Below are 23,197 nucleotides of genomic sequence, written 5' to 3'. Positions count from 1 at the left end.
GGACCCCCCCGAACGTCTGCAACTTTGCCACGCACGGCCGCAAGCGGCCGGTCGCTCCTCGCTCCGCTCGTCGCTCGGTGGGCTGGTATGAGCTACGCAAGCCCACTCGTGGCCCCCTAGGAGGGGGCTCCTTTGGACCCCCCCGAACGTCTGCAACTTTGCCACGCACGGCCGCAAGCGGCCGGTCGCTCCTCGCTCCGCTCGTCGCTCGGTGGGCTGGTATGAGCTACGCAAGCCCACTCGTGGCCCCCTAGGAGGGGGCTCCTTTGGACCCCCCCGGCCTCCCTGCACTTTGCCACGCACGGCCGCAGGCGGCCGCTCCGCTCAGACACCTTGTTTCGGACTTGGCCGCTCTCGCCCCGCTTGGGGCCGCTCTAGCAGCGCTCGGCTTCGGCGAGGGTCGTGGCTGCGATGACGCACTTGGCGTACTTGGCGTAGACGAGCTTGCCGCGGAACTGGATCTTGCGCCTCGCTGCGGCCACGCACTTGGCCTCGAGCTGGCCGATCAGGGCGTCGGCGCCCTCGTCTTGCTGTTGGCCGGCGGTCTCGACCACGAGCTCGATCTTGTGCTTGCAGATCTGCTCGGGCGAGGGCGCGCGGACCCAGCCCAGCCAAAAGATGACGACCGCGACGACAAAGAAGGCGAGGACAGCCAGTGAGACCCTGCGGAGCATGACCCGGGTCTCGGCCATCACGTCTTCGGGGTTGTCCGGGCTCCCGGGCGGCTGACCCTGGGCCGGTGTTTCAGCTGGTTCGGACATCTGCTCAACTCCCGCCGTCGATGACCCTGAAGGCCGCGCGCCTGCGCTTGGCCTCCTGGTCGCCCTCGGGGTTGCTCGCTTCGGCGTCGGTCGCCGGCTGCGAGCTCGAGCCCGCAGCGCTGGTCGACTTGCTGGGCTTGAGGCGCTTGCTCGGGCCGCCAACGCGACGAGCTTGGCCCTTCTCGAAGGTGCTGCGGAGATCTCCCTCGGCCGGGAGCGGGCCCGTGGTCGGGGGCTGGCGGCTGCGGCGGACCGACTCGGGCATGTTCTGGTCGAGGACGATCCCGCGACCGGTCGCTCGGTCGGCGACGACGTAGATCGCCTTCCACGGGAAGCTGCATCGGGTCACGTAGCCACCGAAGGACAGGTCGGCGTCGATGCCCTCGTCGACGAAGGACAGGTCGAGGGGGTAGCTGGCGTCGAGGTCGATGATCAGCCGCTCCTGCCACTGCTCGCGGATGAAGTCGGGACACACGACGCCATCGCAGGCGGCGTTGACGTGCAACCGCGGACAGCGCCCCGCCGCATACAACGACTCGACGACGCTCTGGACCGGATGGACCATCGCCGAAACTTTAGCAGGCCGCTGAAAAACCCACCACGATCCTGAGCGCGGCCCTGAGGTCCGAACCCTTTGTCGCCAAAAGCTCGCAGTATGGCCGATACAGCTTCGTTTTGGCCTCGCGGCCTCGAACGCCAGTGACGCACTCGGGGCCGCGCGGGGTTGTTCGGCAGCCTGCTCGCGCTCGCGAACTTCGACGATGCCGGCGAGGGCTGCTCCGCGGCAGGAGCGAGTGACACGACAGCAGCAGCCTGCGCGGGTGTGAACGGGGCTGCCAGGCCCGCGCTCAGGTGCGTCGACGCCGGGGCGCTCGCTGCAGCCAGGCGAGGCCGAAGAGCGCGAGCATGGTCAACATCGCCTCGGGTCGCAGCCTGGCGATCGAGCAGTTCCACGGCGAGGGGCCGACGAGCTTGTCGCGGTTGTACGCGTCGATGATGTCGTCGATCTCGGCGGCGTTGTCGGACTCGACCTGCGCCGGACCGACCATCGGGACCCGCTCGATGCGCTCGGCGCTGGGCATGTCGGTGAACGCCGGGTAGGTGCCAAAGCCCTCGAGCGCGACCACGCGACCGTCGTTGAACTCCATGAAGTCGGGGCCCTCGTCACACGAGAACACCCGCGTGGCCGTGAGGTTGTTGTCGACGTCACCGAGGGACGAGGTCTCGTGGAGCAGCGGATCCTCGATCATCTCGTGGGGCGAGAGCAGCGTGTACAGCCGGGTCAGGTAGCTGGCCTCACCGAGCATGTCGAGGGCGTGCTCGGCGGGCACGAAGATCCGCTCGTCGAGCTCGGCGACGAGGCCCGGCTGCGCGCTCCAGGCCACGGGGTCGATCTGCTCGGCGTTGGCCTCGAGCTCCGCCCAAAATTCCTCCTCGTCCATGCCCTCGGGCGCGGGCAGGTAGCGCTGGAGGATCGGCTGGACCTGGGGGTGGTTGTACTGGCACTCGGCGACCCCCGAGGCGTCGCAGCTGAGCAGCCCCTGGCTCGTGAGCAGCGCGACCACCTCGACGGGCTCGACCCCGACGAAGGCCTCGCTCGACCACGCGGCGTCGTCGATGCCGCTGCTCGACACGACCGCGTCGGTGCCCGCGTACTCGGTGATGAAGGCCCGCCCGCCGGCCTCGTCGATCGCCATCGAGACCAGCTCGCGGTAGTCGGCGGTCGCGCTGTTGAGCCAGTCGAGCTTGGCCAGGTTGAGCTCGACGTGGGGCCAGTTTTGCGGGACCGCGCGGTCCTGGCCCAGGAAGAACGCACGGATCGCCATGTCCTCGGTCGCGGCGATCCGGGTCAGGCGGATCGGGATGCAGGGCTCGACGCCGGGGTAGCGGATCGCTAGCGGGTGGATCTCGTTGACCCCGGTCCCGCCGCGCAGCTTGAAGGCCACGAACACGAAGCCCTCTTGCAGGTACTCGTCGAGGATCGGCGGGGCGTCGGGGTCCTGGGCGTAGCCGGCCGCGTCGAGCCAGTCGACGATCACCTCGACCGAGTCGCCGCTCAGGACGACATACTCGAACGCGCCCGCGAACCCACGGTCGAGGATCTCGGGGCCCTCGCCCTCGCCCTCGTCGCCGAACCCGGCCCCGCCGCCGCCGTCGTCGCCCTCGGCGAGGCCGACCTCGTTGAAGGCGACCCCGCAGCCGATGCCGCTGCCGGACCCGCAGTCGCCGTCAAAGCGGGTGTTGATCGTCAGGGTCGGGACGGTGCCCGCGAGGAGGTTGTCGAACAGCGCCTGCGAGCCAACGAGGACCTCGGGGACCTCCTGCACCGGGACCAGCCAGGCGAAGCGCTCGGGGTCGCCCTCGTACTGGATCTGGATGTGGGCCTCGGTGTGGGGCTCGCCCTCGGCCTCGCCCTCGTCGATCCAAAACAGGATGTTCTCGCCGGACTGGTCGACGGGCATCACCTGCGGCCCGGTGTCGCAGAAGGTGCCCCCGCAGGCCGAGGCTGGGGACGGGGCCACAGTCACGGCCGCCGTGACGGCGAGCCCGAGGGTCAACGTGAAGGGGGGGAGGAGTCGAGCGTATGAAGAAGTCATGGCAAGGTGGCGAGGGCGTCTCAGGCCTCGCGACATTCACCCTTGCAGGTGGCGAGCCGACTCGCCAGGCAGACCACTGCGCAGTGATTTCGGCCAATTTGGGCGACAGGGCCGGATCCGGGCGCACAATCGCCCACGGCTTGCGACGTCGGCGTCGCTGATCTGGACCCCGTCACGACATCGCTGTCAGCCGGCTGTCGAGCGGCTCGTACTAGCAGCCCGGGGTGCTAGGGCACGCGGCGGCGGCCCCGGTTGAACCACGCGATCCCGAAGATCCCGAGCAGCCCGAACAGGCCCTCCACGCCGAGACCTCGGATCGAGCAGCTCGGGCGCGGGCCCGTGACCTGGGCGTCGTTCCAGGCCGCGAGCGCGGCGTCGATCTCGGCGGCGTTGTCGAGCTCGACCTGCGGCGGGCCCATCATCGGGACCAGCTCGATCCGCAGGGCCGCCGGGTTGTCGTCGAGCTCGGGCATCACGCCGGTCTCGGTCAGCGAGATCTGTCGCCCGTCCGAGAGCTCGATGTAGGACGGCCCGCCGTCGCAGTCGTTGACCCGAGTCGCGGCGATGTTGTTGGAGACGCCCGGCAGCCCCTCGGTCTCGTGAAACAGCGGGTCCTCGATCATCTCGTGGGGCGAGATCAGCGTGAACAGCCGGGTCAGCTCGGTCGCGTCGGTGAGCATGTCGACGGCGTGCTGCCCGGGGCCGTGGATGCGCTCGGCGAACTCGCTCGCAAACCCGGGCTGCGCGCCCCAGGCGACCGGATCGATCTCGTTCTCGTCGCACGAGAGGCAGGCCCAAAACTCGAGGGCGTCGACGCCCTCGGGGGCCGGCAGGTAGGTCTGGAGCAGCGGCTCGACCTGCGGGTGGTTGAAGGTGCACGCGTCGCCCGTGCAGCTCATCAGGCCCTGGGCGATGAGCTCATCGACGACGCTGATCGGATCGATGCCCTCGAACGCGGCTGGGTCCCAGCTCGAATCGAACACCCCCGCCGTCGACACGACCGCGTCGGTCCCCGCGTACTCGGTGATGAAGGCTCGCCCGCCGGCCTCGTCGATCGCCAGCCCGACGACCTGGTTGTAGTTGACGCTCGGCCCGTTGACCCAGTCGTAGCGCGAGTGGTTGATCTCGACGTGCGGCCAGTTCTGCGGCGCGGCTCGGGCGTCGCCCAGGAAGAAGGCCCGGATCGCCATGTCGTCGACCGCGGCGATCCGCGTGAGCTTGATCGGGATGCAGGGCTCGATCCCGGGGTAGCGGATCGCGAGCGGGTGGATCTCGTCGACGCCGGCCCCGCTCGCGAGCTTGACGGCCACGAACACGTGGCCGTCGTCGAGGTACTCCTGCAAGATCGGCGGCGCGTCCGGGTCTTGGGCGTAGCCCGCGTCGTCGAGCCAGTCGATGACCTCCTCGATCGTGTCGCCGGTCAAGGTCACGTACTCGAAGGCGCCCGCGAAGCCGCGATCGAGGATCTTGGGGCCGGTGGTGCCGCCCTCGCCGCCGTCGCCGCCGTCGCCGGACCAGGCCTCGTTGCGGTCACCCCCGGCCAGGTCCGCCGACGCGCAGCCGAACCCGACGCCGCCGCCGCAGTCGCCGACGGAGCTCGAGTTGACCGTGAAGGTCGGGACCGTGCTCTGGAGCATGTTGTCGAACAGCGCCTGCGAGCCGACGAGGACCTCGGGCACCTCCTGGACCGGGATGATCCAGGCGAAGCGCTCGGCGTCGCCCTCGTACTGGATCTGAATGTGCGCCTCGGTGTGCGGCTCGTCGCCCGCGTCGTCGATCCAAAACACGATGCTCTCGCCGGTCTGGTCGACGGGCATCACCTGCGGCCCCGCGTCGCAGAAGGTCCCGCCGCAGGCGTCCGCGACCCTCGGGGTCAGCGACAGGGCCGCGACCGCGAGCAGCGGCGCGAGCGAGGCACAAAGGACACGGGGGAAGCTAGAAGGGCTCGAGGGCAAGACAGTCATGACAGCAATGGGATCTTGCACCCACGCCGCACCCACGCCAACGACATCCGCTGAACCGGTGTTTGCTGCGCGATTCGGCCGAATCGAGCGACCGGGACCCGGGTGTCACACCAGCTCTGGATAGAGGTGCAAGACCTCGAAGCCCTCGCGCAGGTCCTCGGCCCGCTCGTAGCGAGCGCCGAGATCGACGACGAGGTAGCGGCGCTTGGCAGGCGGGGCGCCGAACAGCACGGGGCAGGCCTGGTTGCCGTATTCGACGTACCAGCCGTCGAGGTCGACGTCGTGGCCATGGACGACCACGCGCAGCTCGAGCCCCGGCCGCGAGATCTGGCGCAGCATCGTCGCGGTCGTCTCGCCGCCCTGGCCGTAGCTGGTCAGCAGCGTCCACAACATCGCCCGGCGCTCGAACGCCTCGCGCCTGTCGCTCGGATCCATCCCGTCGAGCTCGTCGAGCGAGGTCAGCTGCTCGTCGGGCGAGCCGTGGCACAAGAGCAGCCCACAGGGCGTGGCCACGGCCAGCAGCGCCCGGGAGAAGAGCCCGCGCAGGCGCTCGACCGCGCTCGCGGGCATGCGCTGCTCGAGCGCCTCGACCTCGTCATCGTAGAACTTGCGCGGGTGGGGCCCGCCGATGTGGCCGAAGTCGTGGTTGCCGAGGATCAGGTGGACGTTGTCGGGATACTCGGCCCGGAGCTCGATCAGGGCCTCGACCAGCGCCGGGCTGTCGTCGGCGTAGCCAAAGCGCAGCGGGTCATGTTTGCGCGCGGCCGGGCTGGGTCCGTGGACGAGGTCGCCGAGCAGCGCCCAGTGCACGCTGGCCGGATCCTCGGCCCGCTCGCGCAGCTCGAAGAAGCGGGCCCGGAGGCGCTCGAAGTCCTCGCGGTTGCCGTGCAGATCGGTCGAGATCAGCAGCTGGCCATGATCGGGCAAGACGCGGACGCGGCCCATGATCACTCAAGAGAAGGCCGCGAGGCCCGTGAGCGCGCGCCCGATCGCGAGGGTGTGGATCTCGTGGGTGCCCTCGTAGGTGAACACGGTCTCGAGGTTGCACAGGTGACGCATGATGTGGAACTCGCCCATGATCCCGTTGCCGCCGAGCATCGTGCGGGCGGTCTGGGCGGCGACCCGGGCCATGCGGACGTTGTCGCGCTTGAGCAGGCTGACCTGGACCGGGTCGAGCTTCCCGTCCTGCTTGAGCCGGCCGCAGTGGTAGGCCAGAAGCAGGGCTTTGACGATCTCGTTGTGGAGCTCGGCGAGCTTTTGCTGGGTCAGCTGAAAGCCCGCGATCGGGCGCCCGAACTGGGTCCGATCGAGGGTGTAGCGGCGCGCCCGCTCGTAGACGTCCATCGCCGCGCCGACGGCCCCCCAGCCGATCCCGTAGCGGGCCTGGGTCAGGCAGCCGAGCGGGCCCTTGAGGCCGTGGACGCCCGGCAACATGTTGGCCTTGGGTACGCGGACCTCGTCGAGCACGATCTCCCCGGTGATCGACGCGCGCAGGCTCAGCTTGCCGTGGGTCTCGGGCGTGCTCAGGCCCTTCGTCGCGCGCTCGACCACGAAGCCGCGGATCACCGGGGTGTCCGAGCCGTGGTCGAGGGTCTTGGCCCAGACCACGCACAGGTCGGAGATCGGGCTGTTGGTGATCCACATCTTCTGGCCATTGAGGATGTAGTCGCCGCCCTCCCCGTCTTGCTTGGCGTGGGTCCGCATCGAGCCCGGGTCCGAGCCGGAGTTGGGCTCGGTCAGGCCGAAGCAGCCGATCAGCTCGCCCGCGGCCATCCCGGGCAGCCAGCGCTGGCGCTGCTCTTCGCTGCCGTAGGCGAAGATCGGGTACATGGCCAGCGCGGTCTGGACCGAGCAAAACGAGCGGATGCCCGAGTCGATGCGCTCGAGCTCGAGCATGATCGTGCCGTAGGCGACGGGGTTGAGCCCCGCGCAGCCGTAGCCCTCGATCGAGCAGCCCAAAAAGCCCATCTCCGCGAACTCGGGGATCAGCTCCCTCGGAAAGGTCCCGGCCTCGTAGTGGCGCTCGATCACGGGCAAGACCCGCGACTGACAAAAGTCGTGGGCAGCCTTCCAGGTCAGGCGCTCGTCTTCGTCGAGCAGATGATCGATGCCCAGGAGGTAGGTGCGCGGGTCTTTCGACGCCATGGCGCGATCGATACCACGCTCCCCCTCTGCTCACCCCAAACGCTCGCCTCTCGGCTCGTACGAACCCTGAATCATTCAGCTTTTTCAATTCAGCGCTTGATCCGGGGCTAGCACCCCGGGCTGCTAGTAGCTTTCGCAGCGGGTCTCGTTGGCGGCGCAGGTGAAGCGGACGTGGAAGTGGGCGGTGTGCCCCTTCGCGTGGCGGACGATCCCGGAGTTGCTGCCGGACTTGTTCGGGTACTGGATGACCCGCTCGATCATGTCTTTGCTCGCGCCAGCGCGCTTGGCGGCCTTGTAGAGGTGCTTTTGCCGGCTCGTGGTCAAGAAGATGTACTGGACCTCACCGGTCGAGACGAGCGCCTGGATCAGGCTCCAGGTCGCGTCCCAGTCGACGTCCCTGACGTCGTCCGACGAGCCGGACTTGTTCTTGACGGGCAGGCGTATGTCGACGTCGCGGCCGCTTTGGTGTGACGAGTGCGGCTTGAGCCGACCGCCGCCCTTCTTGCTGATCGAGCCGATGACGATCTCGCCGGAGAAGCCGCTGGCCTGGCGGAAATTGGCGATTGCGAGCTGGAGGTTGTGGAGGGCGTGGCTGCTGCCGTAGGCCTGGTCGGGCTTGCGCAGGGTGTAGAGCGGCCTGTTCTCGGGCAGCGGGATCGCGTTGACGATCTTGCCGCGGTTGGGCCTGCCAACCGAGACCGAGCCGGTCTTGATCTTGGCCAGCGGCAGCCTCGCGACCGCCCGTTTGCTGCCCGGCCCGGACCCGGACCTGGCGCCGCCCTTGGCGCTGGTCCCGGCGCTGGCCTGGGACCGGGTGTCGACGGGGTCGCGGAGCAGATCCGGATCATCGAGGGGATCGAGCCAGATCACGAGCTCCTGGCCGGCCTTGAATTTGCGCGGGACCTTGGAGTTCCAGCGCAGGCGCAGGTGATCCGGATCGACGTGGTGCGCCTTGGCGATCTTGTTCCAGGTGTCGCCGTACTTGACCGTGTAGATCAGCTTCTGCTGCGGCGGCGGGATGTGCTTGGTGTAGACCGCGAGCTCGCGCCCGGCGTAGATCCGCGGCTTCTTCTTGTCGAGCTTGTTCCAGCGGATCAGCGAGCTGCGGCGGACGCTGTAGCGGGCGGCGATGTCGTCGAGCCGCTCACCGGGGATGATCCGGTGCTTGATCCACTTGGCCTTCTTCAGCGTCTTGATCTCGAACTTGGGCTCGGGCGCGTCGGCCTGCTCGGCGTCCTCGGGCTCCTCGGAGGTTTGGGGTGGCGCTGGAGCCTGGTCTTGGGCCGGGGGGCTCGACTCGGGCTCGGCCTCGGCCTCGGCCTCGGCCTCGGACTCGATCACAGCTGGCGCGGGGGCCAGCTCGTCGAGCGTGGGCAGCTCGTCGGGCGAGGGCAGATCCCCAAAGCGCGAGTCGACCTCCGGGGGTGACGCGGCCACGAGCGCGGGCAGCCACACGCTCGACAGCGCGGCGGTCACGAGCAGCCCGCGCGAGCGAACCCACCAACTCGGGCCCGCGCACAGCCGCTGTCGGTGGTTGTCGCCCTTGGACTTCGTCATGGTTCACTCGCTGGCTTCGACGGGTAGCCCGAGGGCTTCGAGGACCTCGGGGTAGATCTTGGCGGCGAGGTACTCACACCCCGACATCGTGAAGTGGACGCCATCTTCGCTGCGGAGCTCTCGCTGCTTGCCCTTGACCTCCGCGCTGCGCAACAGCGCGCCTTGTTCGTCGACGAGGTACTGGGTCGTGTCCAAGTATAGACCACCGTCACCGAGGGCCCCGACGCCCTGTTCGTGGATCTCGCGGATGACCTTCAGCTTACGCTCGAGGCTGGGGCTTGGCACCTTTGGCAGCCCGAGCCACATGACCTTCGCGCCCTCGGCCTCCTCGATCGGCGCGGCCAGCTCGGCCAGAAATTGATCGACGCGGCCGCGGTAGGCCTCGGGCCAGCCCTCGCTGTCCCAGCGCACGCGGCGGCTGCCCTTCCACGGGGTCAGATCCTGGCCATCGTTGGCGCCCATGATCACGATCACGAGATCGGGCTTGCGAAATTCGACCTGACGCTTGCCCTGGTCGAACCAGTCATAGAAGTCTGGCCGCGCCAGGCCCGACGCGCTCTTGCCCTTGCGGTAGCAGACCACGTCGGGGTTGGCGTCGAGGGTGTCCTCGAGCACGGCACCGAGGCCGGTCGCGGCCAGCGAAGACCCGACGATCAGCACGCGGCGAGGCTCGAGGATCGCCTCGGGCTCGGGCGGCTCGTCTGCGGCCTCGGCTGCCTCGCCCTCGCCCTCGGCCGCCTCGTCCTGATCCTCGAGCGCGGGCTGCCCCTCGGTATCCTGGTCATTCGCGGCCGAGTCGGCCGCGGCCAGGACGGGCGCATCTGCTTCGGGCTCGCCCGGCTCGTGCTGCTCGGACTCGACCGGGGCGTCCGACGGCGAGTCGACGGTGCCCCCGGTCCCGGAGGGGTCGGCGCAGCCGACCAGCGCGACTGCCAGCGCGAGCGAGGGCAGCGTGAACAGCGCGGAAGCGCGCGCGGTCAAGGGTCGGATCATGGCCCGCAAGCTAACGGAGTTCGATCGCACGGGAAAATAAGTGGTGACGGCCTCGGCTCGATGAGCACGCGCGGCCCAAACGCTTGATTCCAGGCCGATCTCGCCCGGCCCGAGGCTCCGGTGGGGCGGGCTCGCGCAGGGCCGATCGCCCAATGCGCCGCTGGCAACGAGGCGGCGACTATGAAACACTGGCAGCGTCACGAAGGAACCACAGCGCATGAAGATCGACTCGTCTGCCCTCGCTCGTTGGCGTACTGCCCGTCGCATCGCCCTCGGTACCATCGTCGTCGCCGGTACGATGTCCACCGCGGCCGCGATCGCTCATCGCGTCGCCGACCACCCCTGCAACGGGGCCCACGCCCGCGCCGACATCCAGAGCTACTACACCTACTCGGGGATCGGCATCGAGCTGACCCGCGACGGCGACGACCTGGTCGTCGCGCGCGTGTTCCCCGGGACCCCGGCCGACGGCAAGCTGTTCGAAGGTGCAGTGCTGCTGAGCGTCGACGGCGAGTCGCCCCGCCACATCCAGCAGTGGACCAACATGATCCGCGGCGAGCAGGGCAGCTCCGTCGAGCTCGAGGTCGTGTACCCATGCTCGGGTCGCGACACCGTCGTGCTCGAGCGTGACCTCGTCCGCGTCCGCTACTAGTTCGTTCGTTCGCTGACGGCGCCGCGCCATGAAGGGACAGGGCAATGGCTACGGGCGCATCGCGCCACGCGCCGTGGCTCTGGCCATCGATCTGGTGCTGATCGGCTTCGTGACCACGATGATCAGTTCGGTGCTCGGCACCGACAGCCACGGCGTCGTCGCCTCCGTCATCAGCTGGCTGTACTTCGCCGTCCAGGAGTCGAGCGGGTGGATGGCCACGCTCGGCAAGCGCGCGATGGGCCTCGCCGTCCAGGGCGTCGACGGTCGCCAGCTGAGCTTCTCGCGGGCCAGCATCCGGTGGGTCGGGCGCTGGGCGTCCGGTCTGGTCCTGGGTCTGGGTTACTTGCTCGCGCTGTTCACCGACAAGAACCAGACGTTGCACGATCTGATCGCGGGCACCGTCGTCGTTCAGCGCTAGCAGCCCGTGGTGCAATGCCTCGCGCCGGCTGCTAGCAGCCCGGGGTGCTAGGCCTAAAGCCGCGATCGACACGATAGCCGCCAACACGGCGCATACAGGCGGTGAAGTCCGCGACACGACGGCAGCCCAAACCGACGTGATCGCGCAAAACGGTATGGCCACGATCCCGGCCATCACGAGCCCAAGTCCACGCGACCGGGTAGGGTTTAACCATGACCCTCGACGAGCTCGCCACGCTGCTCGAGCAAACGACCGAAGACTTTCGGCAGAGCCCGACGCACTGGCAGTTCGCCCACAACAACATCCCGATGGCGTGCCTGATGGATCCAAGCTTCGACCGCATGCGCTTCATCGCGCCGGTCACGGAGCTCAGCAGCCTCGGCCCCGCGATCAAAGACCGGCTCCTCGAGGCCAATTTCCACACCGCCCTCGACGCCCGCTACGGCAGCTCCAACGGCCTCCTGTTCGCGGCCTTCATCCACCCGCTGAGCTCGCTCGCGCCGGGGCTCGCGCGCTCGGCCCTCGATCAGGTCGCGTCCCTCGTCCAGACCTTCGGCACCCACTACACCGGTGGGACCCTCGAGTTCGTCGGCGGGCACGACGAGCTCGACCTCGACGACGAGCTCGGCGACCTCGACCTCGACCTCGACCTCGACGACGACGAGCCCCTGCTGAATTAGGACTCGCTCCGCCCCGCGGGTACTCTCCGCGCCGATGAGGCAGATCTGGATCAGCCGTGCGGGTGCCCCCGAAGTCCTCGAGCTGCGCGAGGCGCCCGACCCCGAGCCGGGCCCCGGAGAGGTCCGCGTCCGGGTCGCGGCCAGCGGCATCAACTTCGCCGACTTGACCGCGCGCATGGGCATCTACCCCGACATGCCGCCGATCCCCTGCGTCGTCGGCTACGAGGTCTCGGGCGTGGTCGATGGCCGCGGTGAGGGCGTCGACGATCTCGAGGACGGGGCCAAGGTCGTCGCCCTGACCCGCTTCGGCGGCTACTCGGACGTCGTTTGCATCCCGCGGGCCCAGGTCGTGCGGATCCCCGAGGGCATCTCGATGAGCGCGGCCGCGGCGGTCCCGGTCAACTACCTGACCGCGTGGCTGATGCTCGTCGAGCTCGGCAACGTCCGCGCGGACCACACCGTCTTGGTCCACGCCGCGGCCGGCGGCGTCGGCCAGGCGGCGCTGCAGATCTGCAAGTGGCGCGGCGCCACGGTGATCGGGACCGCGAGCGCGGGCAAGCACGAGCGCCTCCGCGAGGTCGGGATCGATCACTGCATCGACTACCGCACCCAGGATTTCGAGCCCGAGGTCATGCGCATCACCGACAAGCTCGGCGTCGACATCGTGCTCGACGCCGTCGGCGGCGAGTCCTACGCCAAGAGCTACCGGTGCCTGCGCCACTGCGGCCGCCTGTTCATGTTCGGGGCGTCGAGCTTCGCGCCCTCGGAAAAGCGCCGGCTCCTGCCGATCTTGAAGGGCCTGATGAAGACCCCGAAGTTCAAGCCCTTCGAGCTGCTCGACCTCAACCGGGGGGTCCACGGCGTCAACCTCGGCCACCTCTGGCACGAGATCGACCGACTCGAGGTCCTGTTCGAGGCGGTCATGGCCAAGATCGGCGATCAGACCCTGGTCCCGGTCATCGATCGCGAGTTCGGCTTCGACGAGGCCGCGGCGGCCCACGCCTACATCCAGGGTCGGAACAACTTCGGCAAGGTCCTGCTCGTCGCTTGAGCTCGCCTTGGCGCTTGCGTGGCGAGCGAGCGCCGCGCTATCCCCGGCCGATGAAGGCCATCCGCGTCGCCCTGCGCTCGTCCGCCCTGCTCGCCCTCGGCACGCTGATGCTCGCCTGCTCGCCCGAAGAGAAGGCTGAGAAGGTGTTCGAGAAGTACGAGAACGCCTTCGCCGAGTGCAAGAAGATCACCGAAGAGGTCGGCGCCGACCCGGGCACCCACTACTGCACCAAGATCACCAGCATGGCGCTCGAGATGTCGCTCGACGACACCGGGATCGACAAGGGCACGCGCGACGAGATGATCAGCGGCTGGGTCGGCAGCAACCCGCTCGGCAAATTCTACGCCGACGAAACCGCCCGCGAAGCAATCCAGGAGCGATGATTGCCCCCCGCAGGCGCTTTCGCACTTTGCCACGCACGGCCGCAAGCGGCAGGTCGCTCGGTGGGCGGTCATGCGCTTCATGGGCGGCATGAAACGCGAGCGGGCCGAGGTCTCGACCCCGGCCCGCGCGCCTCACGTTTTGGTTGTCACTTGGCGATCTTGGTCGTGCGGCGAGGCTTGTGGCAGACGCCGCCTTGGCCCTTGCCGACGGTCCGGATCGAGTACTGGGGCTCGGCCTCGACCCGGCGGCCCGACAGCTCCGAGCGGACGGCGCGGACCATCAGCGGCGCGAGCTGCTCGACGGTGTAGCAGGGGATGTGCGGCTCGGCGTGGGGGTTGCCGACGCCGGAGTCGTCGGTCAGGAACATGTACTGGGCGCCGGTCAGCATCGCGGCGGCCCGCATGACAAACTCGGCCTCGCCCGCGACGCCCGAGCTGGCCACGGGGTAGACGGCGACGCCCTTGCTGCGCAGCCCGTCGACGGCGTCGAGGGTGTCGTCGACCTTGTTGGCGTGGGGCGGGGCGTCGGCGACCAAGAAGGTCACGCGGGCGGTGTCGCCCTTGCGCCACGACAGCTTGTCGGCCGCCGCCATCGCGGCGTCCATGGCCTCGGGGTAGTCGCCGCCGCCGTTGGCCGACTGCGCGCTGAGATCCTTCTGGAAGCGGTCGAGGTCGCCGGTGAAGTCGAACACGCGGGTCGTGTACTGGTCACCGTTGTCGCGGTAGACGACGAGGGCGAAGCGCTGGTCGACGCCCGGGAAGTGATGGTCGATCGCCTCGGCGATGTCGCGGATCTCGACCTTGAGGTACTCGAGCTCGTCGCCCATGCTCCCGGTCGCGTCGATCACCAGGGCGATGTCGAGCTGGTCCGGCAAGGTGCCCTTGGCGTCCTTGAGGGTCACGAGCTGCTCGATCTGGTTGTTGATCCTCACGGTCGCGCGGGCGTTGCCGTGCTCGATCGTGGCCTTGCCCCGACCCTGGCGGTCGCTGTCCCAACCCTGAACCCAGACCACGCGGCCGTCGCTGCGGGTCATCATCTGCTTGCCGTCGATCTCGACCTTGGCGTCGCCGATCGGGCGACCCTGGGCGTCCTGCACGCGCAGGACCGTGCGCTGGGTCGCGAAGGCCGAGGCCAGCGGCGAGAGGTCGGGCTGGGCGCGGGCCTGGTCGACGAACTTGTCGAACACCCACGGGTTGAGGTTGTCGTCGAAGCTCCCGGCGGTCAGGGTCCCCGACTGAATGTTGCGATCGAAGCGGCTGGAGCGCTCGTCGTCGACGGCGATCTTGGCCTCCTCGGCGGGCGCGCGGTCCCGAGCGCCGCCCGTGCGCTTGTCGCCCTTGCTGCTCGCGATCTTGGCCTTGTGCGAGCTCGTCCCGATCGGCCCGCTGCCCTCGGCGCCGCCCATGTCCGCGGCCACAGACGCCTCGGCTTCGCCCATCGGGGCCAAGGGCGCGGGCGCAACCGCGCCCGGCCCCTCACTGGGGACTGGCTCGTCACCAACCATGTCCGCGGCCGCATCGTCACCGTCGTAGGACTTCTCCATCGCAACGGCCCCATCGTGAGAGCTGTCGTCGGGGTAGGCGTAGTCCTCGGAGGCTTTCATGGCGCAACCGAGACCGAGGGCGGGGAAAAGGGCGAGGATGCAGGTGAGCTGAATCGAGAGGCGTCGCATGGCGAATGTCCGTGAGTCGCGCCCGAGAACGCAGGCTCCAGAAGCCGCCTTACAGCCTCAGGCTTCGTTTTGTACCCGGCAGATATGGGAGTCTTCGACCGGCACAAATCGCGCCTGGCCTCTCCCGGTGACCCCCAACGACGTCCGTCCCCGAAGTGCCCTTGTGTTATCGTGCACTCGTACCGAGTGACAGCTACCCGTGGATGGGTAGGTCACCCGGAGACGGCCGAGGGGACATGAATAAGACAATCTCAATTCTTAGCTTGGTGGGTTTGACGATGACGCTCGCGTGCTCGGACGACGGGGGCGCGGCCGAAGACAGCGGGTTCATGTCGGTCGGCGGGACCGAGACCGGCGTCACGACCGAGACCGGTGACGGTGACGGCGACGGTGACGGCGACGGCGACGGCGACGGCGACGGCGACGGCGACTCGGGCGACGGCGACTCGGGCGACGGCGACTCGGGCGACGGCGACGGTGACTCGGGCGACGGCGACGGAGACACGGGCGACGGTGACACGGGCGACGGCGACTCGGGCGACGGCGACGGCGACTCGGGCGACGGCGACACGGGCGAGGGCCCGATGCCCTGCGAGATCCCCGAGGCCAACCTCGCCCCGGCCACGCCGCAGGTGATGCTGGTCCTCGACAAGTCGGGCAGCATGCTCACGACCTGGGACCACGACAACAACAACGGCACGCCCAACATCACCCGCTGGAACAGCCTCCACAACGTCGTCTCCTTCATCATCGACAACTTCGACACGAAGATGGACTTCGGCGCGATGCTGTTCCCGTCGACTCAGGCGATCGCTTCATACAGCAACGCGGCCTGCGTGACCTCGAACGCGCCCGAGGTCCCGGTTGGCCCCGACGGCCAGGCCGTGCTCGACGGCATCCCGCTCGCGGGCGACATGTCGCTGGCCGGCGGCACCCCGGGCGAGGACGCGGTCGCCGTGTCCGGTGCCCACCTCGCCGGCCTCGACCCCGACCTGCCCAAGGTCCTCCTCTATATCAGCGACGGCGCCGCCAACTGTGGCGACGCGGCCAACAGCCCCAACGAGCTGTTCGAGGACTACGACCTCAAGCTGCCCCAGACGATCCAGGAGCTGTGGGACGACAGCGAGATCTCGACCTACGTGGTCGGCATCGACATGAGCACGCAAAACTCGGGCAACGGCGTCGACGGCTCCCCCGACGGCATCGTCCCGTGGTGCAAGATGGACGAGCTCGGGGAGAAGGGCGGCAAGCCCAAGGACGAGGCCCCGGGCATGTCCTGCCAGGAGACCAACACCGACAACCAGGACTTCTACTCGGCCAGCAACGAGATCGAGCTTCAGGACGCCCTCCAGGCCATCATCGAAGACGCGATCAGCTGCGTGGTCCTGCTCGACCCGGTCCCGCCCTTCCCCGACCTCCTCGAGGTCGAGATCGACGGGATGACGATCCCCAAGGTCGACGACTGCGACAGCGAAGACGGCTGGGTCTACCCCAACCCGAACGGACCCTACGACTCGGTCGAGGTGTGTGGGCAGTCCTGCGAGGCGCTCAAGATCGCCGGCAGCGCGGACGTCAAGTACTTCTGCGACGCCGGGTGAGCCGTTGAGGCCCCCCAGCCAGCCTGCACTTCAGTTCGCTCCGAAAGCGCCCGAGGGGGCCTAAGCCAGCCCCCTTCCAGGGGACCATACGCGACGCAGCCCCCTTCCAGGGGACCGCGCAGCGGCCGTGCATGGCAAGGTCCGAAAGCGCCCGGGGGGTCTTGACCAGCCCCCTTCCAGGGGGCCACGCACCCAGATAGCGAAGCTCATACCAGCCCATCGAGCGAAGGAGCGAAGCGACGCAGCGACCGGCCGCGCAGCGGCCGTGCATGGCAAGGTCCGAAAGCGCCCGGGGGGGTTTTAACCCCCTCCCCTAGAACCAGTCGCGTAGCTGCCAGGACTCGGCGCCTTCGAGATCGAGCTCGGCGAGGGCCTCGGCTTCGCCGTCTTCGAAGCTGTGGAGCACGCCGGCGAGGGTCGGGGCGTCTTCGGCGATGTCGTCGAGGGAGTCGCGGACGTCGCGGGGCTCGATCTTCCAGTCGTCGCGGCTGTAGAGCACCAGGCTGTGACCGCTCTTGTTGGTCAGCTCGAGGCACAGCTCGAAGGGCGCGGGGGCCTCGCCCTCGCAACGCCAAGTCCGGACCTTGACCTCGCCGCGCTGGCGCTCCTGTGGAAAGAACAGGTTCAAGGTGTTGTGCTGCAGCCGCCAGCGAAACACCTCGATGGAGTGACGCCACTGCGAGGATCGGCCGACCGAGCCAAACTGGCCGTCGCGGTGATCGATGAGCACGAAGTGCTTGATCATGTCGCGATCGTCGCGCGGGATGTGGTCGATCCAGACCTGGTTGACGGCGTGCTCGGTGCCCTGGGTCTCGTCGTCGGCGAGCAGCGCCTGGCCAGCCTTCCAGACCCCGAAGCTACAGGCGCCCACGAGGGCCAGTGTGATCAGCTTGTTGCGATCTTTGGACATCGCCCAAAGTGTGGCAGCTGCGCGCTTGCCCGTCCACGCGCTCACCCGCGAGGGTCGAGCGCGCGCGAGACGAGGTGCGAGAGCGGCCGCGGGGGTCGTTCAGCGCACTGGCGCTCACGGCGGGCCCCGAACTCGAACCCGAGCATCAAGTATCCTCTCGCGCGTGCCCGGTCTTCGCGAGCGCCTGAGCCAAGCCCACGCGCGCGGGCTCGCGACGCTCCGCCAACACTTCCGCGGCGACCTCCTCGCGGGCATCACGGTCATGGTCGTGCTGGTCCCGCAGGCGCTGGCCTACGCGGTCCTCGCCGGGGTCCCGCCGGTCTACGGGCTCTACGCGGCCACGATCCCGCCGCTGGTCTACGCGCTGGTCGGCAGCAGTCGGTTCATGGCGATCGGCCCGGTCGCCTTGACCTCCCTGATGATCGCGTCGGGGCTCGAGGGTCTGGCCGAGCCGGGGACCGAGCAGTGGGCCGAGCTCGCGGTCTTGCTGAGCTTCGAGGTCGGGGTGTTGTTCGTGCTCTTCGGGCTGGTTCGGGCCGGGTTTTTGGTCAACTTCCTCGGCTACCCGACGATCCTCGGCTTCAACGCGGCGGCCGGCTTGATCACCGCGGGCAGCCAGCTGCGGCCCTTCTTTGGGATCCCACGCGAGATCGCGCCGGGCCTCCCGGCGACCAAGCCGTGGCCGATCCTCCTGCATCTCGACGCGGTCCACCTGCCGACCCTCGCGGTCGCGTCCGGGTCCTTGGTCGCGCTGGTCTCGATGCGCCGCTACGCGCCGCGCTGGCCCAACTACTTGCTGGTCTGCGTGGTCGGGATCGTGCTGGCGTGGGCGCTCGACCTCCCGGCCCACGGGGTCGCGGTCGTCGGCGAGATCCCGCGCGGGCTGCCGCGCCCGCAGCTCCCGAGCTTCGAGCTCGACACGATGCGCGCGCTGCTGCCGGCCGCGGCTTCGATCCTCGTGATCGGCTACGTGTCGTCGATCACGGTCGTCAAGGCGCTCGAGGCCAAGGCCCGCGGGACCGTCGAGCCCGGCCGCGAGCTGTTCGCGTTCGGGCTCGCCAACCTCGCGAGCGGGGTGTTCGGCAGCTTCCCGGTCAGCTCCGGGCTCGCGCGCGCGACGGTCACGGCCCAGGCCGGGGCCCGCACGCGCCTGACCGGGGTGATCGCGGCGCTCGGGGTGCTCGCGGCGCTGATCCTGGCCGGGGCCCTGTTCGAGTGGCTCCCGCGACCGGTGCTCGCGTCGATCGTGATGCTCGCGGCCTCGAGCCTGATCGACGTCGGCGGCGTGCGCGAGGTGTTCAAGACCAAGCGGGCCGACGGGGTGACCTCGGTCCTGACCTTCATCGCGACGCTCGTCATCGGCCTCGAGGTCGGGCTCGCCGTCGGCATCGTCGCGGCGCTGGTCTTCTTCGTCGCCCGGACCACGCAGCCGCACACGGCCGAGCTCGGCCGCGTCCCGGGCACGACCGTCTACCGCAACATCGAGCGGGTCGAGGCCGCCGAGGTCTGCCCCCAGGTCAGCATGCTGCGGATCGACGCGCCGCTCTACTACGCCAACGCCCGCTTCCTCGACGATCGGATCACCTCGCTGCTGGCCGAGCGCGAGCCGATGAAGCTGCTCGCGCTCGACTTCGCCGCCGTCAACGACGTCGACGCGACCGCGGTCCTCTCGCTCCACCGCCTGATCGAGGCCCTGCGCGCGGGCGGCAACGATCTCCACATCATCGGGGCGATCGGGCCCGTGCGCGATCTCTTCGCCCGCAGCGGCCTGCTCGAGCTGCTCGGCGAGGATCACATGCACCGCAACTTCGCCGAGGCCGCGGCCAAGCTCAGCGCCGCCGTCGACCGCAGCTACTGCGAGGGCACCTGCCGCGCGTTCGCGTTCCCGAGCTGCACCCTGATCCCCCGCGCGGCCCTGGTTCGAGATCGGGCCAAGGCCGCCCGCTTCACCCCCCAGATATGAGCGCGCCGTCTCAGCCAGGTCTGCGCGTCATCGTCGTGCTGATCGCGATCTCGGTGCCGATGCTCCTCGGCATCGAGACGCTGCTCCGGATCCATGTGATCGGGCCTCTCTACGGCCCGATCCTGACCGAGCTGCGTGGATACTACTGGCCCGAGCTGAGCTCCGAGCTCCTCGCCACGCGGGCCACGCGGCTGGCCTGGATCCTGATCGCCGTGACCGTGGTCGCCGGGATCATCGGGATCGCGCTCCTGCACCGCACCGTCCGCCGCGCGACCGGCGGCGAGGCCGAGGAGGCCACGCCCGAGGCCAAGGTCCGCGACACGCTGCTGCTCATGACCTCGATCCCGCAGGTCCCCGGCCTGATCTCGACGCTGTGCCTCATGGTCGGCGGGGAGCCGCTGCCGGTCCTCATCTGCGTCGGCGTCTCGACCAGCTTCGTGGTCGCCCAGGGCTTCATCGGCGAGCGACTCTTGGAGTCCGCGCGCCCGTGCTAGCTTCGCGTCCGACCGTGACCGACTCGAGCGAGATCAAGACCGCGCTGCGATCCGTCGGCGAGCTGCTCGCGGTGCTCGACCCTGAGCTCCGCGCCGAGGCCCTCGCCTGCGGCCCAACGACGCCGCTCGGGCCGCCCAAGACCGACTCGCGCGCGGTCGAGCCGGGCGACTGCTTCGTCGCGATCCCGGGGCTGACCGTCGACGGCCACGCGTTCATCGAGCGCGCGCTCGCGGCTGGGGCGACGACGCTGGTCGTCCAGCGCGATCGGGAGGTCCCGAGCGCCGCGGCCCGGATCGTCGTCGACGACACGGTCGCGGCCCTCGCAACCCTGGCCGCGGGCTTCTACGACTGGCCCGGCGAGCACATGTGGCTCGCGGGGATCACCGGGACCAACGGCAAGACGACGACGGCGCACCTCGTCGCGGCGGTCTTGCGCGCCGCCGGTCGACCCCACGTGCGGCTCGGGACGACCGGCAACTGGCTCGTCGACCACGAGTCGGACGCGGGCTTCACCACGCCCTTTCCGACCGAGCTCCAGAGCCTGCTCGCAAAAGCCCGCGAACGCGGAGCGACCCACGGGGTCATGGAGGTCGCGTCTCACGCCCTCGTCCAGCGTCGGGCCAAGCCCCTGCGCTTTCGCGCGGTCGCGCTGACCAGCTTCAGCCAGGATCACCTCGACTACCACCGGACCATGGCCGACTACTTCGAGGCCAAGTGTCTGCTCGCGCGCGAGTACTGCCTGCACAGCGGGGTGGCCGTGGCCCCGCGCGAGCAGGGCGAGGCGGCGGCGGCCTTCCTGCGCGCCGCGGCCGAGGCTGGGGTCGCCCGCTGTTGGCGAAGCTCGCGGACCCCGGTCGCCACGCGCGAGGCCGAGATCGCGGTCGTCGAGCGCCACACGGCCCCGCTCGGTCTCGCGGCCAGGGTCCGCACGCCGGTCGGAGAGCTCGAGCTCCGCTCGCCGATCGTCGGCGAGTACAACCTCGACAACTTGTTGGTTGCGATCGGGCTGTCGATCGGGCTCGGCGTCGAGCTCGAGCACATCGAGGCCGCCCTCGCCCTCGCTGGCGGCGCCCCCGGTCGGCTCGAGCTGGTCACGGTCCCCGAGCTCGACGGCCCGACGGTCTACGTCGACTACGCCCACACGCCCGACGCCGTCGCCCGGGCGCTCGAGGCCCTGCGCCCGAGCGCGACGCGGAGCGGGGGCAAGCTCGTCGTCCTGCTCGGCTGCGGCGGCGACCGCGACGCCAGCAAGCGGCCGCTCATGGGCGAGATCGCCAGCCGCGGGGCGGACCGCTTCATCGCGACCTCCGACAACCCGCGGACCGAAGATCCCGACACGATCGTGGATCAGATGATCGCGGGCGCCCTCGCCCCCAAAGAGGGCGGCGCCGAGCTGATCCGGGAGGTCGATCGCGGGGCGGCGATCGCCCGGATGATCGCCGAGGCCGACCGCCGGGATGTCCTGCTGATCGCCGGCAAGGGGCACGAGGACTATCAGATCCTCGGCACGACGAAGATCCACTTTGACGATCGCGAGCAGGCCGAGCGAGCGCTGCGGGCTGCTTTGATCGCGGGACCCTGCCCAGCCTCTGGACGGCGCCGCCAACCGGACTGAGCAAGGGCACGGGGCCGCGGTCGGTCCCGTGCCCGGGGCCGATTTGGCTAGCAGCCCGGGCTGCTAGCTGGCGGCTTTTTTCTTCGCGGCTTTTTTCTTCGCCGCCTTCTTCTTCGTCGCCTTCTTCTTCGTCCCGACCTTCTTCTTCGCCGCCTTCTTCTTCGTCCCGGCCTTCTTCTTCGCCGCCTTCTTCGTCCCGGCCTTCTTCGTCGCCTTCTTCTTCGTCGCCTTCTTCTTCGCCGCCTTCTTCGTCGCCTTCTTCTTCGTCGCCTTCTTCTTCGCGGTTTTCTTCTTCGCCGCCTTCTTCTTCGTCGCCTTCTTCTTCGCAGCCTTCTTCTTCGTCGCCTTCTTCTTCGCGGTCTTCTTCTTCGTCGCCTTCTTCTTCGCGGTCTTCTTCTTCGCAGCCTTCTTCTTCGCCGCCTTCTTCTTCGCAGGTGCGGCCTCTTCGTCGGCCGCGCCCTCTTCGTCGGCCGCGGCCTCTTCGTCGAGCGTGGCTGCGTCCTCCCAGGCGGCGACCACTGCCCCGGCGGGGTCGCTGAACACGACCAGCTTGCCCATGCCCGGGACCTCGGTCTCGCCGATGAGGACCTTGCCGCCGTGCTCCTCGACCTTGGCGATCGTGCGCTCCAAGGACTCGACGCCGACGTAGCCGAGCCAGTGGCTCGGCGCGTCCGGGGCCGAGCTTCGCTCAATGCCCCCGATTCCTCCAGTCGGGGTCAAGATCATCGAGTAGGTGCCGTCGGGCATGGCGACGTCTTGATAGGTCCAACCAAACACGGCCCCATAGAACGCCTTGGCGCCCTCGGGATCCGATGTGTTCAGCTCCATGTGAACGAAATTGCTCATTGCGTGGTTCCTCCTTCTCACTCACCTCGGTGAGCGAGAAGGAGGATATCGCAGCTGATCTCGCCGCGCCGGATGAGCGCGGCCTCAGCCGCGGTTGCGGCGGTGAAGGAGGCGAAGGCCGTCGAGCATCAGGTTGTCGTCGACGACGTCGATCGCCGCGGTCTCGGGCGCGATCTTGCGGGCGAGACCCCCGGTCGCCACGACCCGGGCGGTCCAGGGCAGCTCGCCCCGGATGCGGCCGAGCATGCCCTCGACGAGGCCCACGTAGCCGTAGAACAAGCCCGACTGGATCGCGGTGACGGTGTTGCGACCGATGACCGCGGCCGGCTTGGCGACGTCGACCCGGGGCAGCTTGGCTGCGCGCTTGAACAGGGCGTCGGCGCTGATCCCCACGCCCGGGGAGATCACGCCCCCGAGGTATTCGGGTGTCGGCGAGACGACATCGAAGGTCGTCGCGGTGCCAAAGTCCACGATGATGATCCCGACCGTCGCGGCCCCCGCCGAGCCGTCAGCGGGGGTCGCGTAGCGCTCGTGAGCCGCGATCGCGGCGACGATGCGATCGGCGCCGACGTCGCGAGGGGGCTCGTAGAGCACGGGCATGCCCGTATCGAGGCCGGGGCCGACGACGAGGGCCTCGACGCCGACATAGCGCGCCAGCGCGGCGACGATCGGCTCGGTGACCGGGGGCACGACCGAGGCCAGGACCCCGTCATGGATGCCCTCGAAGCAGAGCCCCTGCAGCGCCAGGGCCCGCTCGAGCTTGATAGCGAACTCGTCGCGGGTCCAGTCGCGGTGGGTCGCGAGGCGCAGCTCGCAGCACATGCGATCACCCTCGAACACGCCGATCGAAGTGTTGGAGTTGCCGACGTCGACGGCGAGGAGCATGGGCTGGGACT

20 protein-coding genes and 2 pseudogenes are annotated in these 23,197 nt (G+C 69.1%); 9 read left to right on the top strand and 13 right to left on the bottom strand.

The window, feature by feature from the left end:
* Positions 1-374: 374 nt before the first annotated feature.
* From ENSA5_RS26610 to ENSA5_RS26575, 8 genes are all read right to left on the bottom strand, one after another.
* The gene (locus tag ENSA5_RS26610) at positions 375-761 is read right to left on the bottom strand and encodes a hypothetical protein (RefSeq protein ID WP_146156153.1); all 387 of its coding nucleotides are present in this window, start codon (positions 759-761) and stop codon (positions 375-377) included.
* Positions 762-765: 4 nt separating this feature from the next.
* Positions 766-1,326, bottom strand: a complete 561-nt coding sequence (locus ENSA5_RS26605) for a ClpXP protease specificity-enhancing factor SspB (RefSeq protein WP_106394501.1) — start codon at positions 1,324-1,326, stop codon at positions 766-768.
* A 283-nt stretch (positions 1,327-1,609) separates the two neighbouring features.
* A complete protein-coding gene (locus tag ENSA5_RS26600) occupies positions 1,610-3,358 on the bottom strand; it encodes a DUF2330 domain-containing protein (RefSeq protein WP_106394500.1) in 1,749 nt (582 codons plus the stop codon).
* 227 nt (positions 3,359-3,585) lie between these two features.
* On the bottom strand, positions 3,586-5,322 hold the full coding sequence (locus tag ENSA5_RS26595) for a DUF2330 domain-containing protein (RefSeq protein ID WP_106394499.1): 1,737 nt from the start codon (positions 5,320-5,322) through the stop codon (positions 3,586-3,588).
* A gap of 105 nt (positions 5,323-5,427) precedes the next feature.
* Positions 5,428-6,267, bottom strand: coding sequence for a metallophosphoesterase (locus ENSA5_RS26590; protein WP_146156152.1), 840 nt, complete (start codon positions 6,265-6,267; stop codon positions 5,428-5,430).
* Between the two features lie 6 nt (positions 6,268-6,273).
* Positions 6,274-7,467 (bottom strand): acyl-CoA dehydrogenase family protein, encoded by a 1,194-nt coding sequence (locus ENSA5_RS26585; protein WP_106394497.1) that lies wholly within the window; start codon positions 7,465-7,467, stop codon positions 6,274-6,276.
* Between the two features lie 123 nt (positions 7,468-7,590).
* Positions 7,591-9,024, bottom strand: coding sequence for a penicillin-insensitive murein endopeptidase (locus ENSA5_RS26580; RefSeq protein ID WP_106394496.1), 1,434 nt, complete (start codon positions 9,022-9,024; stop codon positions 7,591-7,593).
* A gap of 3 nt (positions 9,025-9,027) precedes the next feature.
* Complete coding sequence (locus tag ENSA5_RS26575) at positions 9,028-10,017, bottom strand: SGNH/GDSL hydrolase family protein (RefSeq protein WP_181198173.1); 990 nt, start codon at positions 10,015-10,017, stop codon at positions 9,028-9,030.
* Positions 10,018-10,315: 298 nt separating this feature from the next.
* On the opposite strand from ENSA5_RS26575, the gene ENSA5_RS26570 reads away from it, so the two are divergent.
* The 5 genes from ENSA5_RS26570 (at position 10,316) to ENSA5_RS26550 (ending at position 13,201) form a co-directional block, all read left to right on the top strand.
* On the top strand, positions 10,316-10,669 hold the full coding sequence (locus tag ENSA5_RS26570) for a PDZ domain-containing protein (protein ID WP_106394494.1): 354 nt from the start codon (positions 10,316-10,318) through the stop codon (positions 10,667-10,669).
* Positions 10,670-10,697: 28 nt separating this feature from the next.
* Entirely contained in the window at positions 10,698-11,087 is a 390-nt protein-coding gene (locus tag ENSA5_RS26565) for an RDD family protein (RefSeq protein WP_106394493.1), read from the top strand.
* Positions 11,088-11,299: 212 nt separating this feature from the next.
* On the top strand, positions 11,300-11,767 hold the full coding sequence (locus ENSA5_RS26560) for a hypothetical protein (protein WP_106394492.1): 468 nt from the start codon (positions 11,300-11,302) through the stop codon (positions 11,765-11,767).
* Between the two features lie 34 nt (positions 11,768-11,801).
* The gene (locus ENSA5_RS26555) at positions 11,802-12,818 is read left to right on the top strand and encodes a zinc-binding dehydrogenase (RefSeq protein ID WP_106394491.1); all 1,017 of its coding nucleotides are present in this window, start codon (positions 11,802-11,804) and stop codon (positions 12,816-12,818) included.
* A 50-nt stretch (positions 12,819-12,868) separates the two neighbouring features.
* On the top strand, positions 12,869-13,201 hold the full coding sequence (locus tag ENSA5_RS26550) for a hypothetical protein (protein ID WP_106394490.1): 333 nt from the start codon (positions 12,869-12,871) through the stop codon (positions 13,199-13,201).
* A gap of 146 nt (positions 13,202-13,347) precedes the next feature.
* Here ENSA5_RS26550 and ENSA5_RS26545 read toward each other — a convergent pair whose 3' ends face one another.
* Complete coding sequence (locus tag ENSA5_RS26545) at positions 13,348-14,805, bottom strand: vWA domain-containing protein (RefSeq protein WP_146156151.1); 1,458 nt, start codon at positions 14,803-14,805, stop codon at positions 13,348-13,350.
* 341 nt (positions 14,806-15,146) lie between these two features.
* Here ENSA5_RS26545 and ENSA5_RS26535 point away from each other — a divergent pair, with 341 nt between their 5' ends.
* Positions 15,147-16,472 carry a vWA domain-containing protein gene (locus ENSA5_RS26535; RefSeq protein ID WP_181198171.1) on the top strand — a complete coding sequence of 442 codons (1,326 nt, stop codon included), beginning with the start codon at positions 15,147-15,149 and terminating at the stop codon, positions 16,470-16,472.
* Positions 16,473-16,785: 313 nt separating this feature from the next.
* Here the strand turns inward: ENSA5_RS26535 and ENSA5_RS26530 are convergent, their stop codons facing one another.
* On the bottom strand, positions 16,786-17,382 hold the full coding sequence (locus ENSA5_RS26530) for a hypothetical protein (RefSeq protein ID WP_181198170.1): 597 nt from the start codon (positions 17,380-17,382) through the stop codon (positions 16,786-16,788).
* Between the two features lie 163 nt (positions 17,383-17,545).
* Here ENSA5_RS26530 and ENSA5_RS26525 point away from each other — a divergent pair, with 163 nt between their 5' ends.
* From ENSA5_RS26525 to ENSA5_RS26520, 3 genes are read left to right on the top strand one after another with little or no spacing between them, the layout of a single operon-like run.
* Entirely contained in the window at positions 17,546-19,345 is a 1,800-nt protein-coding gene (locus tag ENSA5_RS26525; RefSeq protein ID WP_181198169.1) for a SulP family inorganic anion transporter, read from the top strand.
* Positions 19,342-19,839 carry a hypothetical protein gene (locus ENSA5_RS38305; protein ID WP_181198168.1) on the top strand — a complete coding sequence of 166 codons (498 nt, stop codon included), beginning with the start codon at positions 19,342-19,344 and terminating at the stop codon, positions 19,837-19,839. The genes ENSA5_RS26525 and ENSA5_RS38305 overlap by 4 nt, the downstream gene beginning before the upstream one ends.
* A 14-nt stretch (positions 19,840-19,853) precedes the next feature.
* Positions 19,854-21,455, top strand: a complete 1,602-nt coding sequence (locus ENSA5_RS26520) for a UDP-N-acetylmuramoyl-L-alanyl-D-glutamate--2,6-diaminopimelate ligase (RefSeq protein WP_181198167.1) — start codon at positions 19,854-19,856, stop codon at positions 21,453-21,455.
* A 270-nt stretch (positions 21,456-21,725) separates the two neighbouring features.
* Here ENSA5_RS26520 and ENSA5_RS39930 read toward each other — a convergent pair.
* The 3 genes and pseudogenes from ENSA5_RS39930 to ENSA5_RS26510 form a co-directional block, all read right to left on the bottom strand.
* Positions 21,726-21,812: pseudogene (locus tag ENSA5_RS39930) on the bottom strand (histidine biosynthesis protein HisIE); the annotation flags it as partial.
* Between the two features lie 171 nt (positions 21,813-21,983).
* Positions 21,984-22,283: pseudogene (locus tag ENSA5_RS39385) on the bottom strand (VOC family protein); the annotation flags it as partial.
* A 102-nt stretch (positions 22,284-22,385) separates the two neighbouring features.
* Positions 22,386-23,186, bottom strand: coding sequence for a type III pantothenate kinase (locus ENSA5_RS26510; protein ID WP_106394484.1), 801 nt, complete (start codon positions 23,184-23,186; stop codon positions 22,386-22,388).
* Positions 23,187-23,197: the final 11 nt, after the last annotated feature.

Origin of the sequence: Enhygromyxa salina (assembly GCF_002994615.1) — a bacterium.
GTDB classification, from domain to species: domain Bacteria; phylum Myxococcota_A; class Polyangia; order Nannocystales; family Nannocystaceae; genus Plesiocystis; species Plesiocystis salina_A.
Note: the sequence above shows the minus strand (reverse complement) of the source record. Positions and strands in the feature narration are given on the sequence as shown.

Excerpts from the sequence above, each read along its gene's own strand:
- ENSA5_RS26610 (WP_146156153.1), bottom strand. The coding sequence starts at position 761 with ATGTCCGAACCAGCTGAAACACCGGCCCAGGGTCAGCCGCCCGGGAGC.
- ENSA5_RS26605 (WP_106394501.1), bottom strand. The coding sequence starts at position 1,326 with ATGGTCCATCCGGTCCAGAGCGTCGTCGAGTCGTTGTATGCGGCGGGG.
- ENSA5_RS26600 (WP_106394500.1), bottom strand. The coding sequence starts at position 3,358 with ATGACTTCTTCATACGCTCGACTCCTCCCCCCCTTCACGTTGACCCTC.
- ENSA5_RS26595 (WP_106394499.1), bottom strand. The coding sequence starts at position 5,322 with ATGACTGTCTTGCCCTCGAGCCCTTCTAGCTTCCCCCGTGTCCTTTGT.
- ENSA5_RS26590 (WP_146156152.1), bottom strand. The coding sequence starts at position 6,267 with ATGGGCCGCGTCCGCGTCTTGCCCGATCATGGCCAGCTGCTGATCTCG.
- ENSA5_RS26585 (WP_106394497.1), bottom strand. The coding sequence starts at position 7,467 with ATGGCGTCGAAAGACCCGCGCACCTACCTCCTGGGCATCGATCATCTG.
- ENSA5_RS26580 (WP_106394496.1), bottom strand. The coding sequence starts at position 9,024 with ATGACGAAGTCCAAGGGCGACAACCACCGACAGCGGCTGTGCGCGGGC.
- ENSA5_RS26575 (WP_181198173.1), bottom strand. The coding sequence starts at position 10,017 with ATGATCCGACCCTTGACCGCGCGCGCTTCCGCGCTGTTCACGCTGCCC.
- ENSA5_RS26570 (WP_106394494.1), top strand. The coding sequence starts at position 10,316 with ATGTCCACCGCGGCCGCGATCGCTCATCGCGTCGCCGACCACCCCTGC.
- ENSA5_RS26565 (WP_106394493.1), top strand. The coding sequence starts at position 10,698 with ATGAAGGGACAGGGCAATGGCTACGGGCGCATCGCGCCACGCGCCGTG.
- ENSA5_RS26560 (WP_106394492.1), top strand. The coding sequence starts at position 11,300 with ATGACCCTCGACGAGCTCGCCACGCTGCTCGAGCAAACGACCGAAGAC.
- ENSA5_RS26555 (WP_106394491.1), top strand. The coding sequence starts at position 11,802 with ATGAGGCAGATCTGGATCAGCCGTGCGGGTGCCCCCGAAGTCCTCGAG.
- ENSA5_RS26550 (WP_106394490.1), top strand. The coding sequence starts at position 12,869 with ATGAAGGCCATCCGCGTCGCCCTGCGCTCGTCCGCCCTGCTCGCCCTC.
- ENSA5_RS26545 (WP_146156151.1), bottom strand. The coding sequence starts at position 14,805 with ATGAAAGCCTCCGAGGACTACGCCTACCCCGACGACAGCTCTCACGAT.
- ENSA5_RS26530 (WP_181198170.1), bottom strand. The coding sequence starts at position 17,382 with ATGTCCAAAGATCGCAACAAGCTGATCACACTGGCCCTCGTGGGCGCC.
- ENSA5_RS38305 (WP_181198168.1), top strand. The coding sequence starts at position 19,342 with ATGAGCGCGCCGTCTCAGCCAGGTCTGCGCGTCATCGTCGTGCTGATC.
- ENSA5_RS26510 (WP_106394484.1), bottom strand. The coding sequence starts at position 23,186 with ATGCTCCTCGCCGTCGACGTCGGCAACTCCAACACTTCGATCGGCGTG.